The organism is Saprospiraceae bacterium, from assembly GCA_016714025.1.
In the GTDB taxonomy this organism is placed as follows: domain Bacteria; phylum Bacteroidota; class Bacteroidia; order Chitinophagales; family Saprospiraceae; genus Vicinibacter.
Window position 1 is genome coordinate 247,872 of the sequence record JADJOB010000001.1, and the last position, 18,190, is coordinate 266,061.

Consider the following 18,190-nt stretch of genomic DNA (forward strand, 5'->3'; position numbering starts at 1 on the left):
GACAACTACTGACTCCTGACCACTGACCACTGACCACTGATTTCACGGCTGGACTCTGGAATATCGAAACACTCCAACTAATATTTTATAAATATACATGCCCGGATTTTAGAATCTCAACATATCAACATTGCAGTTTTGCAACATCGAAGGATTGCAACATTTTAGAATTGCAGCATTGAAGAATTGCAGTATTGAAGAATTGCAGTATTGAAATAGAATTTACGATCTGAGGATTCTGAGAAATTCCACCCATGGACCGGCATCTTCTTTGTATTGCTTTGCCATAACCCGTACTATTTGATATATATGATCCAAATCATGAGCCATCCAGGTAGATAGCAACTGACTCAAGGTCACTTGACCAAATTGAGGATGAATACCGGTTTTTATGAAATCGGAGGCTCCCAAGTTCATTTCTTTCAATGATTTCAAATTCGCAATTCGTTCCTGGCGGAATTCAGCACAAAGTTCGCTGATGGTCTTACCTTTTGAGTTTTCGAATTGTGCAAATCGATCGAAGGATTGAAATGTACCTGAACCATTACCGTTTAGAATAACTTCAATACGCTGAATCCAGTTTGTCTTTTCTGCATGTACATAATGTCCCATAACATCAAATGGAGACCAGCTTTCGGCTCCTTCATTGGTATAAAGCCATGAATCAGAAAGACCCATTAACAATGAATCCAAAACATCAGGGGTTCTTTGGAGTACTTCTATAATATGATTCAGATTAAACGCCATCTAGTTAGTAATTTAATGAAAAATAAGTGAAAGTAAGCCTGTAAGAATCATGGTAATTGCAGTCACAATTCCAGCATTGTGCTCCCATTTATGCGAATTGATTTTGTTTAGTCCACGATTTGCCAAAAAGATCCCGGTTAACATTCCGGCCATGCTAATAACCACATAGATAATCAAAGACAAGCCTAAAATTTTCCAACCATAAAAACTGGCATTGATAAAATAGGCTTCTATTTCAAGACAAGGAGAAAGAAACATAAAAGCCAATAGAGCATAAATTACCTGTTTCCGGGTTTTAGTTTGCTCCATCATCTGGTCATCAATATGAAAATGATGGTGGGTATGGTGCCTGTAAATAAAATATATACCAGATAAAATTAAGATTGCCGGACCAAGCCATACAAGGATCTGTTGATAGGATTGGTAAAATTTATGTGCAAGACCACCTAAAATCAAGCCTAACATTACGGTACTGAGCACATGAGCAAGCGATAATGAAAATCCAACCTTAATAAGTTCAGACTCAGACCATTTTTGAGCTTTAGCCAAACTCACTAAAGGCAACCAGTGGCTAGGGATTAAAGCATGCAATAGGCTGATAATGAATGTCCCTGTTAAAATTTCAATCATATGGATGCAAATATGGCTGTTTCCTATTAAAACCCATGGGTTCTTTGATTGTAATTTGACAAGTATCAATAAGTTGATTGATGAAGGTCATGGGATGCGTCTGGAAATTGCTGAATTTTTACAGAACGATTTGGCTAAGCACTGGACTAAAGTAACTAGTAATAAAATTAAGAAAAGCTATTAGAATGGGTTAATAAATGAATAATAAGTTATTGGTACAACTATGAAAATTGTAATAAATGATGCTTTAAGTATTCGTGAAATTCAGGAACTCTTTTCTGCGCGCTACCCTTTCCTGAAAATTGAATTCTTTAGTAAAGGACATTCGAAACATACCGGATCAAAAAAAGAACTCATGATACCCGCAAACCTGATCTTAAAAGATTGCAGGTCTGTACACAATAAAGGCAGTCTTGAAATTCATCCCTATACGACTGTCATGGATCTTGAACAAGAGTTTCAGGATTCTTTTGGATTGTCAATCCAGGTATTCAGAAAATCAGGTGATGTTTGGATAGAAACTACGGTAACGGATGACTGGACACTCGCCAAACAAAATGAAGAAGCTGAATCCTTTTACAATGCCGTTCAGGAAGCAAAAAAGACAGATCGAAATCAAATGTTGCTTTAAGTTTTAATTAAAACTTTTACAATACCTCCAATTCCAATCAATAAAATTAATACTAAGGTCATTTTTTGAAATCGTTCTGATGGGATTCGATTCAAAATCAATTTACCTAAATAGGTTCCAATTAAACTAACCAGAATAAGCAGAGGCACCAAATAAAGGATGTCACGATGCACATATCCATTCATCACATACACTACGCTTCTGCTTAGATCAACTCCAAGATCTATAATGGCTGAACTTGCAATATAAACTTCTTTTTCGAGTTGAAATGCTGATAAAACCAATCCTCTAATTGCTCCTCCGGTACCCATGAGACCAGCAGCAAATCCAGAAAGCGCACCCCCTGTAATAGAGTTTACAGGATTTATACTCAATTTTAAATTGCGAAACCAAAGCAACAGGAAGCCAAGTATAACTAACAAAACGGAAATGCTCAATTCAAACGTTTCTTTCTTGACATAACGACTTAAAGCTGCTCCTAAAATCACAAATACAACTGCTGGAATTCCTAAATAGATCAGAATCCTGCGATCAATTCCTTTACGAAAAAAACCTATTTTAGTAAGATTGCTGGAAACATGAAATAATGCTGTAATTCCAAGGACTGTATGGAAATCTAAAAAATATTCTGCAAGTGGTACAAAATAAATTGAAGACCCAAAACCACCAATGGTTCCAAGAATTTCAGCCAGAATTGCCAGAAATAAAAAAACAGCTACAGTAAAATTGCTCAAGACTAATTAGATTTTATGTAATAATACTTAAAAAGCGCAAGAGCACTAATGACGATCATTTATTTCTGGCAATCGATCAGAAACAAAAGATCAGGCAATCTTAATTTCCTTGGCTACTTTTTCTTCAACCTGCTCAAGCTTAGGCAAATGAATTTTAAGAATCCCGTCTACATAAGCAGCTGTAATGTGAGACTGGTCAATTATACTTGGCAATGAAAAACTTCTACTAAATGCTGAATAGTTGAATTCTCTGTGTTTCCAATTGGCCTTCTCCATTGTTTCCTGCTTGTCTTGCTTTTCCACAGAAACGGTCAACATGGAATTATCATCAACCTTCAATTTAAAATTAGATTTTGAAAAGCCGGGAGCAGCAATTTCAATTGAAAAATGTTTAATACTTTCCAAAACATTAATTGGTGGAAAGTTTAATTCGTTCCCTTTAAATAGTTCTGAACCTGTAAAGTCATCATACCAGGTAGGAATCATACTAAAAAAAGGGAAATTCCTGTTAATTCGACTTAAAGAATTCATATGACAAAATTTATTGTTATCTAACAACCAGCACTGGGCATTTGGCATGTCTGACAACGTCCTCCGCTACACTGCCCAATACAAAACGCTTAATTCCTTTTCGCCCATGGGATCCCATTACAATTAAATCCGCTTCTAATTCTTGCTGTGATTCAATTATGGTAGCGCCAATATCATTGCTTTCTTTACAAATTAAATGCAATTCCATCTCAGGATGGTCAATTTGTAATTGAGCCATTAATTCATCCAATAGCACTTGATTTTCTTCACGCAATTTACTTAAAAGGTCATCAGCATAAATTTGATTTCCAAATACCGGACTCCCTGTTTCATACAACAAGGGATTAATCATAATATGCAAAATATAAATGGACAAATTATTTGATTCATTCAACTTTAATGTCCATGCCAGGGCATGTTTAGAGTATTCTGAAAAATCGTAGGGACAAAGAATTTTATTAAAAGGTACCATATTTGAGAATTTATAATTTTCCACCAAATATAATAATTTTAAGCAGGATTGCTGATATACCTTAAAATATCATATGGTGTCACTAAGCCCAGCAGTTCGTCTTTCTGAACTACAGGCAAACAATGAAAATAATTAGTTAAAAACACATCAATGGCAACCTCAATTCGATCATCTGGCTCCAATTTCCCTAATCTGGTCACCATGATTTGCTTCACTTTTGTGAATTTCAATTTTTGATCGCTATGAATTTCAACCGACTTCCCTTCCAGGATTGAATTGGCATATAATAAAAAATCAGATTTGCTTACCAAGCCCACTAAATTCCGAAAATGGACTACAGGGATATGGTGGATGGAATGGTTTTCAAATAATTCCTTTACCATAAACAAATCATCCTCTGGAGTCAGGGTAACCAACTCACGTGTCATAATATCACTAACCGGGTTCTTTAAATTCATCGCTTAATTTTTTGTAAAATTATCAGGCTAATACCAGTTAAATCCTGATCTTTGTCAACATTTAAAATGATATCGCTCAGGTAATGGACTCCAATTCACAGCATTTTTATAAAACTGGAAACTTTTTAAGTTCTGTATTAGAAACGGCCATTGATGCGATCATTATAATTAACGCAAAAGGGACCATTCTGCTGTTGAATGAAAGCGCAGCCAAAATTTTTGGCTACGAAAAATCCGAGTTATTATTAAAGAATGTAAATGTTTTAACTCCGGAACCTCATAACAGGCTACACGATCAATATATTAATAATCATATCCAAACAGGCATCAATAAAATTATTGGCATTGGCAGGGAGGTTGTAGGGGTCAAAAAAGATGGAACCCAATTTCCGGTCCGACTCGCTGTGAGTAAATTTATAGTTGAAGAAGAAATTTATTTTACCGGAGTTATCCATGATTTAACTGCACAAAAAGAAGTCGAACAAAAACTGATTTATGTCAATAAGAATCTCGAAAATTTAGTTGATTCCCGAACAGGCCAACTGCGGGAAAGCATTAATCAACTAAGTTCGAATAACCTGGCACTTGAAACAGAAATCAATGAGCGCATTGAAATTGAAAAAAAATTAAAACTGCGGGAAAAAGAACTTTTAAATGCTTTGGAAAAAGAACGCGATTTGAATTTACTAAAGTCCCGGTTCGTGTCGATTGCATCTCATGAGTTCCGAACGCCCCTGGCAAATATCCTAAGTTCAATTAACCTCATTGAGCACTATGATTCTGCAGAAACCCGTGCTAAAAAAATCAATCATTTAGCTAAAATCAAAAATAATATACATTACCTGAATGGAATTCTTAATGAATTTTTAACCCTAACCCGTATAGAAGAAGGAAAATTTAATATTAAATTAGAATCCATTGACCTTATTCATTTAGTTCAGGAAATTACAGAAGAATTTAACTTATTAAAAAAGCCAGAGCAAACCATTCGGATGAATTATGAAACCAGTCCGGAATACCAGATTTTAACTGATCAAAATTGCGTACGGCATATAATAAATAATTTAATTGCCAATGCGGTTAAATATTCCGGAGACTCATCCAAAATTGATATTAATATCCGAGATACAGAGTTGCATACAGAAATTTCAGTGGCTGATGATGGAATTGGAATTCCTGAAAGTGAACAAAAATTTATTTTTGATATTTTTTATAGAGGTTCAAATGTATTAAACATTCAAGGTACCGGACTAGGATTGAATATTGTAAAAAAATACCTGGATGTACTACAGGGAAGTATCAGTTTTAAATCAAAAGAAAAGGAAGGAACCCAATTTACTATAAAATTACCTAAGCATGGCCGACAAAACTAAAATCCTGTTAATTGAGGATAATACAGAAATGCGTGAAAACATTGCTGAAATACTTGAGATTTCAGATTACACCGTATTTACCGCAGAAGATGGCCTAAAGGGAATTCAGGCTGCAAGGCAACACCAACCGGATCTGATTTTAAGTGATATCATGATGCCCAATCTGGATGGTCTTGGCATGTTAAAAATTATCAATCAAGATGAGCATTTAAAGGATATCCCTGTAATTTTTCTAACAGCCAAAGCTGAAAAGGATGATTTCAGAAAGGGAATGAATCTTGGAGCAGAAGATTATTTAGTTAAACCCTTTGAAGCTGCAGATTTATTGGCAGTGATTGAAAAAAAGATTAACAAATACAAAAGAATTTCCAGGTTGAAATTCGGAAAATCGCTTACTGGATTATTGGATTTAAATTTGATTCAAACAGTTCCCCAGGTAAAACAACTCCTTGATCAAACAGAAAGCAAAATACTGGGTAAAAAAACAAAAATCTGGAATCTTGGAGACAATGTTAATCATGTTTATTTTCTTGAAGGCGGCATTGCTAAAGAAGTAATAGAATCTGTAGGGGACAAAGAATTAATCTTAAATTTTTATCTGGGCCCGGGTGTCGTTGGCCTGAATCGAATCTTTCATATACGGTATTCAAGTGTCCTGGAATTAATTGAGGAGTGTGCCATTAAAGCAATTCCAAAAAAACTTATTGAAGACATTATAATAAAAGAAAATTTACTGTATGCATATCAGGCTTTTTGTACCGCTTACTCCCAAGAATATGTACAAAGGCTTTCAATTAATTCTTACGGAAATGTAAGAGAAAAAGTAGCTTACCATCTGATCCTCCTGTCGGGGTTGTTTAAAGACAAAGCCATTGCATTAAGCCGGGATGACCTTGCAGCCTATTGTGGCATGGCTAAAGAAACCTTGATTCGTATGCTTACGGAATTTAAAGAAGAAAAATTAATACACCTGGATTCTGAAGGCATTAGTTTACTCCAGGTTCAAAAGTTAAATGCCTTGGTTTTATAATTTTATTGGAACATACGATTCAGAAGAATTGGTCTGAAGTTCTTATAAACCCAATCCTACATGAATGCCAATCAATTGATTAAATGACTGCTTCTTTGCAAAACGAGTCGGTGCAAGCAATTCAATAAAAAAATTGCAATGCTTGCTTAATGCAAAGGACTTATTAATTAATGGGGTAAAACCAAACTGATTTTCTCCGGCTTCAAAAGCCAGTCTAAAACCTAAGGTATAATTATTTCTAAAAGGCAGCAGGATCCCTGGATGATATAACAAGTGCACATTGTAAGGGGTTTCTAATTCTAAATAAGGTTTGATAACCGGAACGATTTCCAAATCAATTTTAAGCCTACTCCCTGTATTTAATGTAATCCCCATTGGAAAACCGATGGTATAAAAGTCGGATTTATCAAGAAAAGTGATTTCGGACTTGTGGACTCCAAATAAAATCTGAACAAGCCCAATGTGATAACCAGAAAGCTTTTGCATACCAATTTCTGGCTTAATAATTTCTTGTCCCTGGACAAAAGAAAAAACACCTAATAGGATGATTCCTAAAATGCCTGACATTCTGGACATACTTTAAATTTATTTAAAAAGCACCTCTAAACAAAAGATTTTTCTTTATTTAAGACAAATGTATCTTAATTTTGTAACCGAACCAAGTTTTTATAAAATCATTTGATTTTTAAAGAACTTTTTTTTACTAGAAAGCCAATACATATGAAAACAATCATTGAACCATTCCGGATTAAATCCGTTGAACCCATCCGTTTTAATTCTGCAGTTGAACGCAGCCAGATCCTGGCGCGTTCATTTTACAACCCCTTTCTGATTCACTCAGAAGATGTGATCATTGACTTACTTACTGACAGCGGCACAAGCGCCATGAGCAGCAATCAGTGGGCCGGCATCATGCAGGGAGATGAATCTTATGCCTGCAGTCCGAGTTTTTATCGATTTGAAAATACCGTTCGCAGAATAACGGGCATGAACTATATAATTCCAACGCATCAGGGACGGGCCGCTGAAAACATTCTCTTTAATATACTTGGTGGAAAGGGAAAAACAGTATTAAGCAATACCCTCTTTGATACGACCCGGGCTAATATTGAATTTTCAGGAGCTCAGGGGATCGATCTTCCTTGTATGGAAGGTAAAATTCCATCAAAACCTGCACCATTTAAAGGCAATATTGACCTGGAAGCCTTGCATCAGCATATTCAGAATATTGGGCCTGAAAATATTCCAATGGTGATTATTACAGTTACAAATAATTCCAACGGAGGACAACCGGTCAGTATGGAAAATATTCGAAACGCCTCGTTGATTTGTAAACAATATCAAATTCCATTTTTTATCGATGCCTGCAGATTTGCAGAAAATTGTTATTTCATTAAAATCAGAGAAAAAGAATACAGTACGAACAGCATTGAAGAAATAGCCCGTGAATTATTTTCCTATGCAGATGGTTGCACGATGAGTGCTAAAAAAGATGCTTTCGCAAATATTGGAGGGTTTTTAGCTTTACAACAATCAGAACTTGCACTAAAATGTAGAAATTTATTGGTTATCACCGAAGGATTTCCAACCTATGGCGGATTAGCAGGAAGGGATCTTGAAGCGATTGCAATTGGTTTAGAAGAAGTATTGGATGAACACTACTTGCAATATCGCATACGGAGCATTGAATATTTGGCTCAAAAACTTATAGATCACAACATCCCCATCATGCAACCTGCTGGTGGTCATGCAGTTTATTTGGATGCTAAAGCATTCTTACCACACATTCCACCCGATCAATATCCCGGACAAGCGCTGGTGTGTGCTTTATATATTGAAGGTGGAATCCGAAGTGTAGAAATTGGTTCGCTGATGTTTGGAAAGTATCAATCGGATTCTGATACAAAGGTTTTAATTCCTGCAAACCAGGAATTGGTTCGGTTGGCAATTCCAAGAAGAGTTTATACACAAAGTCATATTGATTATGTAGCAGAAGTCATTATCGAAGTTTGGAAGAATCGGGACAAATTAAACGGTTATACGATTCTGGAAGAAGCCCCGTTACTGCGTCATTTTACAGCTAAATTAAAACCCATTCACACGAATTAATTAAAACACCATGTATATTAAAAGAAGTTGGGCTGAACCCTATAAAATGAAGATGGTTGAATTGCTAAAAATGACCACGCCCAAACAAAGAAAAAAAGCATTGATGGATGCTGGATACAATACATTTCTATTGCGTTCAGAAGATGTTTACATTGATTTGCTAACTGACAGTGGCACTTCTGCAATGAGTGATCAACAATGGGCAGGCATGATGTTGGGAGATGAAGCGTATGCAGGAAGCAGGAATTTCTATCACCTGGAAGAAGTTGTAAAGAAAACATACGGTTACAACTACTTAATTCCCACACATCAAGGACGAGGTGCTGAAAATATTTTATCTAAAATTTTAATAAAAAAAGGCGACATCATTCCGGGAAATATGTATTTCACTACAACCCGATTGCATCAGGAACTGGCTGGTGGTAGATTTGAAGATATCATAATTGATGAAGCACATGATCCGGAAAATGAATTTCCGTTTAAGGGAAATGTTGATTTAAATAAATTGGAGCGACTGATCAAGAAATACGGGGCCGACAAAATTCCATATGTAAGTATTGCAACCAGCGTCAATATGGCTGGTGGGCAACCCATCAGTATGTCAAATTTAAAAGAACTCAGAACCCTTACCAAAAAGCATTCCATCCGCATCATCCATGACATGACACGGGTTGCTGAAAATGCTTACTTTATACAACAAAGAGAAAAAGGATATAAAACAAAATCAATTGCTGAAATTGTTCTCGAAATTTGCAAACTCACAGATGGTGCCACCATGAGTGCTAAAAAGGATGCATTGGTTAACATAGGCGGTTTTTTAGCAATCAACGATTGGCAGGTTTTTGAAGAAGCCCGCAATCTGGTAGTTGTTTATGAAGGATTGCATACCTATGGGGGTCTGGCAGGTCGCGATATGGAAGCAATGGCGATTGGAATCCGGGAAAGCGTCCAGGACAATCACATTAAAGCCCGAATTGGGCAAGTTGAATATTTGGGTCAACAGATGCAATTATTTAATATTCCAATCGTAAAACCGATCGGGGGACACGGCATCTTTGTAGATGCATTAAAATTTTTACCTCACATTCCACAAGTCAATTACCCTGCTCAAACTTTAGCAGCCGAAGTTTACTTGGATTCCGGGGTACGAACCATGGAACGCGGAATTGTTTCTGCTGGTAGAAAAGCTTCCGGTGAAAACCATATGCCCAAATTAGAATTGGTTCGTTTTACCATACCCCGAAGAGTTTATACACAAGCACATATGGATGTCATTGCGGAATCAACTGCCAGGGTCTATGAACGAAGAAAAAAAATCAAAGGGATGGAAATGACCTATGAACCAAAATATTTACGGTTCTTTCAGGCCCGCTTTAAAATGCTTTCGTCTTAAGGGATAAAATATTCAGGCATGTGGCTTGAATCCATATTATAAAGAATATCCTCAATTGAAATGGCTTTTAGCTCATTTCATACATACCGCTCTATTGGAAGCATCGCTTTTTTATACCTTCGCCTTGTGACTATGAAACGGTATAGCAATAAGGAGCCCATGGTGTTTTTATGGGTTATCCTTCCCTATATTCTGTTTATGAATCTGCTGATTTTTGGCTTTTGTATATACAACAGCTTTGAAGGTATTTACAAAAGTTTCGTAATCAGTGTTTTCTACTTTCTGATTGTCTATGCAATTTTTGGTACCGTTGCCGTATTGATTAGCAGACGAATTTCTGCATCAGGAGATTTGTTTAAACGGATTGCTGTCATGCTTCCTGTTTTTTATATTTTAAATATTGTTGCCATTCATGGAATTTATGCATGCTACAATTACTTCCATTGGATGCCCTGTAAGCCATTAGATCAAAATTTATGGTACACCATCTTATATGCCTGTGTCATGAGCACGGTCATTACATTTATTAATGAAGGGATGGCCAATTGGGAAAAATGGAAGTCCTCAGTTGCGGAAAGTGAAAAACTTCGAAATTCATACCAACGCAGCAAATTACTTGGACTCAAAGGACAAATTAATCCTCATTTCTTATTCAATTGCTTTAATACTTTATCGGGCTTAATTCACGAAAACGAAGAGGATGCCATTCGATTTTTAGATGAAATGACCAAAGTCCATCGCTATTTATTAAGAAGCGATGAAGATTATCTTGTTAGTTTGGAAGAAGAGATAAAATTTGCACAATCCTATCTTTATCTAACAAAAGCACGCTTTGGGCAGGCAATTCAAAGCAACATTAACATACCGCATGAGATTCGTACTAAATTAATTCCCCCATTAAGTTTGCAAGTTATCCTGGAGAATATAATTTATACAAATGCATTAAACAAAAAACAAGCCCTGCAAATTCATATATATTCTGAAAACAAAAATAAGTTGATCATATCTCATACCCTCCATGAAAAAACCATCGTAAGCAATTTAAATTTGGATGAAGGGCTTAACAACCTAGTCAACAAATACAGACTCCTGAATGAAGATGAGGTGGAAATTTCAGATGATCGGGTGACCCGAAAAATAATCCTTCCACTAATCCAAAACCAATAGAATGAGCTTGCATTTTCCTAAACCGCCCCGCTATCAATATATTGGATTTTGGATCTCAATGCCATTTATTAGCTATTCATTATGCTACATATTATTTGGTGAACGCCTATTTTCTGAATGGACCATTTGGTTAATTTCGTATCCTATCATCTATGCGATCGGTTATTTTTCCTGGAGGTCTCATTATATTTATGATAATTATCTGATATCAAAATATCCAGGATTAGATCAAACACGCACCAGGGTGTTTCTAAAATTACCGATTAATCTTTTGGTAATGTCCCCTTCAGTGATCCTTATCATTTACGTTTTTCACTTTTTTCATATACAAGGCTATATAATTCAACAGGAAGACTTGAAATATGCGCTACTGGTTGGCCTGACAGTGAATGTATTGTTTGAATCCCTTTGGGAAGTGATCTATATTATTGAGAAATATAAAGAAGTAATTGAAGAAAAGGAATTTATCAAGCAACTGCAACTACAACAAGAATTTGATAACTTAAAACAGAAAGTTAATCCGCATTTTTTATTTAATTGCTTTAACACTTTGTCTTCATTGATATCTGAAGACAAGGATCAGGCTGAGAAATTTCTTGACGAATTGAGTAAAGTGTATCGCTATTTACTCAGAAATAATGAAAGCGGTATGAGTACCCTGGAGCAGGAGATTTTATTCATTCAATCATTTAACAAATTACTTAAAACAAGATTTGGACAGGCACTGGACATCCAAATGGAAATCAATCCAATTTACAAAGATTCTCAATTACCAACCTTATGCTTGCAACTATTGATCGAAAATGTAGTTAAACACAATATTGTCAGTCGGCAAATGCCCATGATTGTAAAAATATATACAGAGCCATCAGGTCGTATTGTGGTAGAAAATAAACTTCAAAAGAAACTCCACCCTGTAGATTCTACCGGAATTGGCTTATCCAATATCAAAGAAAAATACCGGCTACTAAATCGGGAGGATGTATTGATTGAAGAAGGTCCAGCCCAATTTAGGGTAAGTTTGCCTTTATTAGACTAAAGGGAATCTCTAAAATTGATAATTACAATTCATACCTTGATTTCCTCAATTCAATTTAGACAAATCCCGATTCAACGGAACTCAAACCAGTATGATCAATTCGCTGTGTACCTTTAACTTCTGTATTAAAAATTGTATAAAATCATGAAATTATTACTAATCGAAGATGAGGAACTTGCAGTAAAAAAGCTTCAAAAAACCTTGTTTTCGGTAGATCCTGATATTGAAATTGTTGGTACTGCGGATAGCATTGCCTCCTCGGTAGAATGGCTACAAAACAATCCAACGCCTGATCTGATCTTAATGGATATTGAATTGGCAGATGGACAAAGCTTTGAAATATTCAACCGGATTGAAGTGAAGAGCCCAGTTATTTTTACTACAAGCTATGATGAATATGCTTTAAAGGCTTTCAAAGTAAATAGTATCGATTACCTATTGAAACCCATCCAAAAGGATGATTTAGAATCAGCACTTGATAAATTTAAACATCTTAAAAAATCATATGCTGGTTCGTCAGAGTCCTCCTTAAATATGAATGTTTTAGTGAGAGAACTTCAATCCAGGCTTCAATCAAAACAGGAATTCAGAAAACGATTTCTGGTTAAACATGCCCAAAAACTGGTTTCTATTGATATTGACCAGATCGCTTATTTCTTTAGTGATGACCGACTCAATTTTTTTAAAACCTTTGATGATAAGAAATACCTGGTCGAATACAAATTAGATGAAATTGAAGAAATGATTGACCCATCTCAGTTTTTCAGAATTAACAGGGCTTACATAGTTTCAATAAAATCCATGGATCAAATCAATGACTATTTTGGAAACCGCCTGATCCTTGGCTTAAAACCAAAAAACGAAAAGGAAGCACTTGTAAGCCGCGAAAAAGTCACAGATTTTAAATTATGGATGGGCAAATAACACCATTGTTTTTCTGACATTCATTTCCTAAACGTCCACATATCTGGGCGGAATCAACCCATAAATAGCTAATCGACATTCTTGGCTTTGGTCTCTAGTCAATAGGACTTTAAATACTGGAAGGAGTTTGATTTTAAACCTTGATTAAGAAATTGATCATACCATCTAATCCTATGTATTCAGACTTTATATTTCTGAAAACCAAAAAAGGAATTCCAAATCAATTCAGTTTACATTTTCTTCAATTCATGTATAAGCAGCTGGTGTATAGCAAACAACCTGTTCATCTTTGCATCATCAAATTAAATTTAATACAATAATTAAATGGATACTTTAAATTCACCTATTCTCACTCCCGATCAACGGCTCCGTGTATTTATCAGTTCGACCTTACAAGAATTAGCTGAAGAGCGGGAGGCTGCAAGAAAAGCTATTCAAGAAATTCATTTAACACCGGTTATGTTTGAATTGGGAGCCAGGCCTCATGCTCCGAGAAATTTATATCGCGAGTACCTCGCTCAAAGTCAGATTTTTGTTGGAATCTATTGGGATCGGTACGGTTGGGTTGCACCTGAAGAATCCATTTCTGGATTGGAAGATGAATACCAACTTTCTGGCGATATGCCCAAATTAATTTATATAAAAAAATCTGCAGGTCAGCGGGAAAATCGCTTGTCAGCATTACTGCAAAAAATTCAACGGGACGATAAAGTTTCATACAAATCATTTTCTGAGCCTGAAGAGTTAGAACAATTAATTATAAATGATTTAGCTGTATTATTAACTGAGCGCTTTAATTTGAGTTTACATCGAAATCTCACAGATGCTAAATTATTTCACTTGTTACCAGCTGCTCCAAATCAATTAATCGGCCGCGAAAAATGCCTCAATCACATCACCCATCTATTAGAAAAACCATCCATTCGATTGATTACTTTATTTGGTCCAGGAGGTATAGGCAAAACCCGTTTGGCGATCGAAAGTGCCAGAAAATCTGAAAGTTCATTTAAAGATGGAATTGCTTTTATTGCATTGGCTCCGGTGAGGGATCCATTACTTGCCGCTGAAACCATTTGTTACAATCTGGGCATCAAAGTATCTGCCGGAAATACCTTAGAAAGTTTGAAGTTTTTTTTACAGGATAAAAATTTACTCCTAGTACTAGACAATTTTGAACAAATCACAGAAGCTGCGTCGATCATAGATGACTTATTATATGCAGCACCGCACATTAAAATTATGGTTACCAGTCGCGAACGATTGTCTCTTTCATTTGAACAGGTTGTTGCTGTTCCGCCTTTATCAGATAGCTTCACAAGTGAAAACGATCATCAAGCTGATGGCTTACCACCAGCTGTAGCATTATTTATTAACAGAGCACAAGCCATACAACCAGATTTTGAATTGACAGATTTCAATAAACCGGTGTTATTTCAAATATGCAAGCGCTTAGAAGGATTGCCGCTTGCTATTGAACTAGCTGCCGGTCAAATCAATGCTTTGAGTCCACAACTTCTTCTGAAAAAATTGGATCATCGTTTAGACATCTTAAAGGGAAATTTCAGAGATATCCCGGATAGACAAAAAACAATTCGCAATACGATTGAATGGAGTTTTGATTTACTTACTGAAAATGAACAGGAATTGCTGTTGCGGATTAGCTTATTTAATGCCGGTGCTTTGATGGAATCCATTGAATGGATGGGGGCAGATTTAAAAGACGATACCTTGGGACTATTGGATTCCTTACTAAATAAAAGCTTGCTTACAAAACAAGATGAAAACATGCAAGTGAGATTTCAGATGCTGGAAAGTGTTCGGGAATTTTCGCTTGAAAAACTCAGCGGACTGGGAAAGTTGGATGACTTAAAAATGCTTCAGGCTGATTACTATAGAACCGCATTGCATTCTTTTAAATTGCAAAAAAATAAAATTGATCAAAGTGAAGCCTTAGCGCTCTTGGAAAAAGAACATCCAAACATCCGCCAGGTGCTGGACTTTTTACTTGAACGAAATGAAGTTTCAAAATTAACTCAAATCGCATGGAATTTATGGCTGTTTTGGTGGGTAAATGCACATACCAAAGAAGCATACCATTGGTTGAGAAAAGCATGGGATCAGCAAAAACAAGGCAATTCACCTTTAGATGATAAGACGCTGTGCCTCCTGGTTGCCAATGTTGGAATCATGTCATTTTTACAAAGAGATTTTGAAAGCTATCATGCTACATTACAAAAGAATCTGGACTTGATTCAATTACAGGATGATGATGAACTCGTTGCAACCGCATTGTTGATTGCGGGTATCGTAGCAACCATTATAAAACAATACGAAATCGCAGACAAATATTTAAATTCCAGTTTAGAAAAGTATAAAAAAATTGGATTGACAACCGGTATAAGCTTAGCCTTGAGTGGCTTGGGACGTAATTCCATTTATATGGGAAATCGTTTGAAAGAAGCAAAGGAATATTACCAACAAAGCATCGAATTAGCAAAAAATGATCACAATGAGATTTCAGTGATAATTTGCCTTAGTGGATTTGCACTGGTCGAGGTAATGCAAAAAAATTCCAACGCTAAAAACTATTTAAGAGAAAGCATCTTGCTTAGTCAAAACTTACATTTTTATGAGGCATTGGCTTGGTCATTGGAAATTTGGGCCCTGGTCTCCATAAATGAAAATAAATTTGTCCATGCAGTTACATTATTAAGCGCCGTAGAACATTTAAGGGAAACTACTCAAATGCCTGTATGGGATGATTTACAGGCAATCATTACAGATGCCAAGAACAATATTAAACAGCAGATGCCTGCAGAACTATTTAATCAGGCATGGAATGAAGGAGCTCAAATGACAATTGACCAAATGATAAGTTTTGCTATGGAAAATTAGTTTATAAATCAAGACAATTTTAATAGTAATTTTACCGTCCCTTTTGAATTTATTTTAAATCCTTAAAATCTTATTAAAATGCCTTCAGTAAATATTTATTTGACTTTTGACGGGAACTGCAAACAAGCATTTGAATTTTACCAATCCGTTTTTGGTGGTGAATTTCCTTATGTAGGTACTTTTGGCGAAATGCCTGTACAGGAAAATATGCCTGCGATTCCTGACGATCAAAAAGACCGCATTATGCATATGTCTTTACCTATAGGAAATCATTCCGTTTTAATGGGAAGTGATACCGGTGGGGAATGGGCAAAATATTATCAGCCGGGTACTAATTTTTCTATTTCAGTTACTGCCGATAGTATGGAAGAAGCAGACCGTATTTACCAGGGCCTGTCTCAAGGTGGGATCCAGACGATGCCGATGAGTAAAACCTTTTGGGAATCTTATTTCGGAATGTTAACGGATGCTTTTGGGATCAACTGGCAGATAAGCTTTGAATTGGCAACTCACAAACAATTTGAGGATAACAACTCGTAGTATCCAATAAATCAAAAAAAAAATGCATCTAAAAATTAAACTTTAGATGCATTTTTTTATAATTATTTGAAATAAAGCTTCCTGGAAAGTTTTATTTTTTACGAATACTCTTTAATATTTCAACAGCTTCGTCTTCAGCAACCTGATCATTATCTGCAAACGTAATGGTTGCAAAAAAATTGGTGTCTGAATCGGGATCAATAAAACCCAAAACCAAAATCCGAACCCCTTCTTTATACCCCTCCACATAAGCACCTTTCAAGCCATTGAGTTCAATAACATCTACGTCATCCAACTGTTCGAGTTTTAAAGATTTTGCAATTTCAATCGTATAGGCTGTAATATTAGAATGATCCACCGTGTTATCATTAAATGGGAAAATACCAAATTCCATTCCATCACCAGAAGCTGTAAATTCATCTGCAGTATTCGTGACTTCTTTAAAATCTGATGCAAGGGTAAATACAATGTTGTAGTGTGACCATTCATAATCAAAGGCCTTTTGAGCTTTAGCAGATTGTATAAATCCACTTATCAGCAATACTAAAATTACAGAAATTGATTTTAACATGATAACTATTTAAAATGATTTAGAAAAAATCACAAGCAAATTTAGTACTTGTTGGTTAACTCAGCAAAAGTAGCAAAATATCCGAAGCCCAAAATGAATAAATAATATCTCCAGGTTCATTGAATGATGTGGCCTTTTATATAGGTTTCTACTAAGAAAATTAAATGTCCAGAATTCCCAGCTAGTCAATCCATCAACAGCCGTATTTTGTCTGCTACACTCCCCCATTCAAACATCCTAAATCCAGACTTGATTTTAGAAATGGCGTTTCCCGGAAATAGAATCTTTTGGCTAAACGCAAGCACTTGTTGATCTCTATTTATTATATAGTTCCTCTTTTGAATCTCTTCCGTAATAAAGGCATAATCCAAAGCAACTTTCCAGGCAGCATCTCTGGCAATATTCATAGAAAATCCGGCTATCGTATTTTCAAAATCGGAGGTGTTCATCCAACTGAAAAGCTTGCTAAATGGCCACATGGCATACAAATCAGTTTTAACACCATTCACTAATTCTGCCAATACGACATTAATCTTATCAAAATCATTTTTTAAACTATGGATTGCATCCCCGGGAGCTATCGTTGCCGCTGCAATTCCTAAATCCAAGCCAATGTGCGCATTCATCCCTAATAACAAATGCTCCAATACCATAGGCTTGTTGGATTTCGCAGAATCAAATGCAAATTTCCATGCCTCCGAACAAGTTTGATTGTTTTGATACTGCTCCCATGCGATTAGATACCGATTTGCAAATACGACATCAAGTTTCTCCATCCGGATCGAATCTTCAAAATAATGCTCGGTTAATTTATTGGCAACTTCCTGAGTTACCTTTCGATAGAGCGCTGCAAAATATGCTCCCCGATCCTCATTTTGGATCCCCTTTGAAATAATATCATCCAACTGAGCAATGACTTCTTGTATTGTGTTTGCTTGCATTAATT

Annotated in this window: 19 protein-coding genes; 10 read left to right on the top strand and 9 right to left on the bottom strand. The window is 35.9% G+C overall.

Annotated features, from left to right (window positions below; genetic code table 11):
* Nucleotides 1–222: 222 nt before the first annotated feature.
* Both IPJ80_00985 and IPJ80_00990 read right to left on the bottom strand, forming a co-directional pair.
* Nucleotides 223–747 (bottom strand): DinB family protein, encoded by a 525-nt coding sequence (locus tag IPJ80_00985; protein MBK7912057.1) that lies wholly within the window; start codon nt 745–747, stop codon nt 223–225.
* A 12-nt stretch (nt 748–759) separates the two neighbouring features.
* On the bottom strand, nt 760–1,377 hold the full coding sequence (locus IPJ80_00990) for a hypothetical protein (protein MBK7912058.1): 618 nt from the start codon (nt 1,375–1,377) through the stop codon (nt 760–762).
* 223 nt (nt 1,378–1,600) lie between these two features.
* On the opposite strand from IPJ80_00990, the gene IPJ80_00995 reads away from it, so the two are divergent.
* A complete protein-coding gene (locus tag IPJ80_00995) occupies nt 1,601–2,008 on the top strand; it encodes a hypothetical protein (GenBank protein MBK7912059.1) in 408 nt (135 codons plus the stop codon).
* Here IPJ80_00995 and IPJ80_01000 read toward each other — a convergent pair.
* From IPJ80_01000 to IPJ80_01015, 4 genes are all read right to left on the bottom strand, one after another.
* On the bottom strand, nt 2,005–2,703 hold the full coding sequence (locus IPJ80_01000) for a sulfite exporter TauE/SafE family protein (protein MBK7912060.1): 699 nt from the start codon (nt 2,701–2,703) through the stop codon (nt 2,005–2,007). The genes IPJ80_00995 and IPJ80_01000 overlap by 4 nt on opposite strands.
* Nucleotides 2,704–2,832: 129 nt before the next feature.
* Nucleotides 2,833–3,273: an Hsp20/alpha crystallin family protein gene (locus IPJ80_01005; GenBank protein MBK7912061.1), complete on the bottom strand. Its 441-nt coding sequence runs from the start codon at nt 3,271–3,273 to the stop codon at nt 2,833–2,835.
* Between the two features lie 16 nt (nt 3,274–3,289).
* Nucleotides 3,290–3,745: a universal stress protein gene (locus IPJ80_01010; protein MBK7912062.1), complete on the bottom strand. Its 456-nt coding sequence runs from the start codon at nt 3,743–3,745 to the stop codon at nt 3,290–3,292.
* A 38-nt stretch (nt 3,746–3,783) separates the two neighbouring features.
* On the bottom strand, nt 3,784–4,203 hold the full coding sequence (locus IPJ80_01015) for a CBS domain-containing protein (protein ID MBK7912063.1): 420 nt from the start codon (nt 4,201–4,203) through the stop codon (nt 3,784–3,786).
* An 83-nt stretch (nt 4,204–4,286) separates the two neighbouring features.
* Between IPJ80_01015 and IPJ80_01020 the strand changes: the two genes are divergently transcribed.
* Nucleotides 4,287–5,576: a PAS domain S-box protein gene (locus IPJ80_01020; GenBank protein ID MBK7912064.1), complete on the top strand. Its 1,290-nt coding sequence runs from the start codon at nt 4,287–4,289 to the stop codon at nt 5,574–5,576.
* On the top strand, nt 5,560–6,606 hold the full coding sequence (locus IPJ80_01025) for a response regulator (GenBank protein MBK7912065.1): 1,047 nt from the start codon (nt 5,560–5,562) through the stop codon (nt 6,604–6,606). The genes IPJ80_01020 and IPJ80_01025 overlap by 17 nt, the downstream gene beginning before the upstream one ends.
* A 42-nt stretch (nt 6,607–6,648) precedes the next feature.
* Here the strand turns inward: IPJ80_01025 and IPJ80_01030 are convergent, their stop codons facing one another.
* On the bottom strand, nt 6,649–7,182 hold the full coding sequence (locus IPJ80_01030; GenBank protein MBK7912066.1) for a hypothetical protein: 534 nt from the start codon (nt 7,180–7,182) through the stop codon (nt 6,649–6,651).
* Nucleotides 7,183–7,326: 144 nt separating this feature from the next.
* Here IPJ80_01030 and IPJ80_01035 point away from each other — a divergent pair, with 144 nt between their 5' ends.
* The 7 genes from IPJ80_01035 (at nt 7,327) to IPJ80_01065 (ending at nt 16,673) form a co-directional block, all read left to right on the top strand.
* Nucleotides 7,327–8,715, top strand: a complete 1,389-nt coding sequence (locus IPJ80_01035) for a tryptophanase (GenBank protein MBK7912067.1) — start codon at nt 7,327–7,329, stop codon at nt 8,713–8,715.
* A 10-nt stretch (nt 8,716–8,725) separates the two neighbouring features.
* Complete coding sequence (locus tag IPJ80_01040) at nt 8,726–10,108, top strand: tyrosine phenol-lyase (GenBank protein ID MBK7912068.1); 1,383 nt, start codon at nt 8,726–8,728, stop codon at nt 10,106–10,108.
* Nucleotides 10,109–10,168: 60 nt separating this feature from the next.
* The gene (locus tag IPJ80_01045; protein ID MBK7912069.1) at nt 10,169–11,275 is read left to right on the top strand and encodes a histidine kinase; all 1,107 of its coding nucleotides are present in this window, start codon (nt 10,169–10,171) and stop codon (nt 11,273–11,275) included.
* Between the two features lies 1 nt (nt 11,276).
* Nucleotides 11,277–12,314 (top strand): histidine kinase, encoded by a 1,038-nt coding sequence (locus IPJ80_01050; protein MBK7912070.1) that lies wholly within the window; start codon nt 11,277–11,279, stop codon nt 12,312–12,314.
* Nucleotides 12,315–12,458: 144 nt separating this feature from the next.
* Nucleotides 12,459–13,238 (top strand): response regulator transcription factor, encoded by a 780-nt coding sequence (locus IPJ80_01055; protein ID MBK7912071.1) that lies wholly within the window; start codon nt 12,459–12,461, stop codon nt 13,236–13,238.
* A 324-nt stretch (nt 13,239–13,562) separates the two neighbouring features.
* Nucleotides 13,563–16,133, top strand: a complete 2,571-nt coding sequence (locus IPJ80_01060; GenBank protein ID MBK7912072.1) for a DUF4062 domain-containing protein — start codon at nt 13,563–13,565, stop codon at nt 16,131–16,133.
* A gap of 78 nt (nt 16,134–16,211) precedes the next feature.
* A complete protein-coding gene (locus IPJ80_01065; GenBank protein MBK7912073.1) occupies nt 16,212–16,673 on the top strand; it encodes a VOC family protein in 462 nt (153 codons plus the stop codon).
* A gap of 91 nt (nt 16,674–16,764) precedes the next feature.
* On the opposite strand, the gene IPJ80_01070 is transcribed toward IPJ80_01065, so the two are convergent.
* Both IPJ80_01070 and IPJ80_01075 read right to left on the bottom strand, forming a co-directional pair.
* Nucleotides 16,765–17,244 carry a hypothetical protein gene (locus tag IPJ80_01070; GenBank protein ID MBK7912074.1) on the bottom strand — a complete coding sequence of 160 codons (480 nt, stop codon included), beginning with the start codon at nt 17,242–17,244 and terminating at the stop codon, nt 16,765–16,767.
* 185 nt (nt 17,245–17,429) lie between these two features.
* Entirely contained in the window at nt 17,430–18,185 is a 756-nt protein-coding gene (locus tag IPJ80_01075) for a hypothetical protein (GenBank protein ID MBK7912075.1), read from the bottom strand.
* Nucleotides 18,186–18,190: the final 5 nt, after the last annotated feature.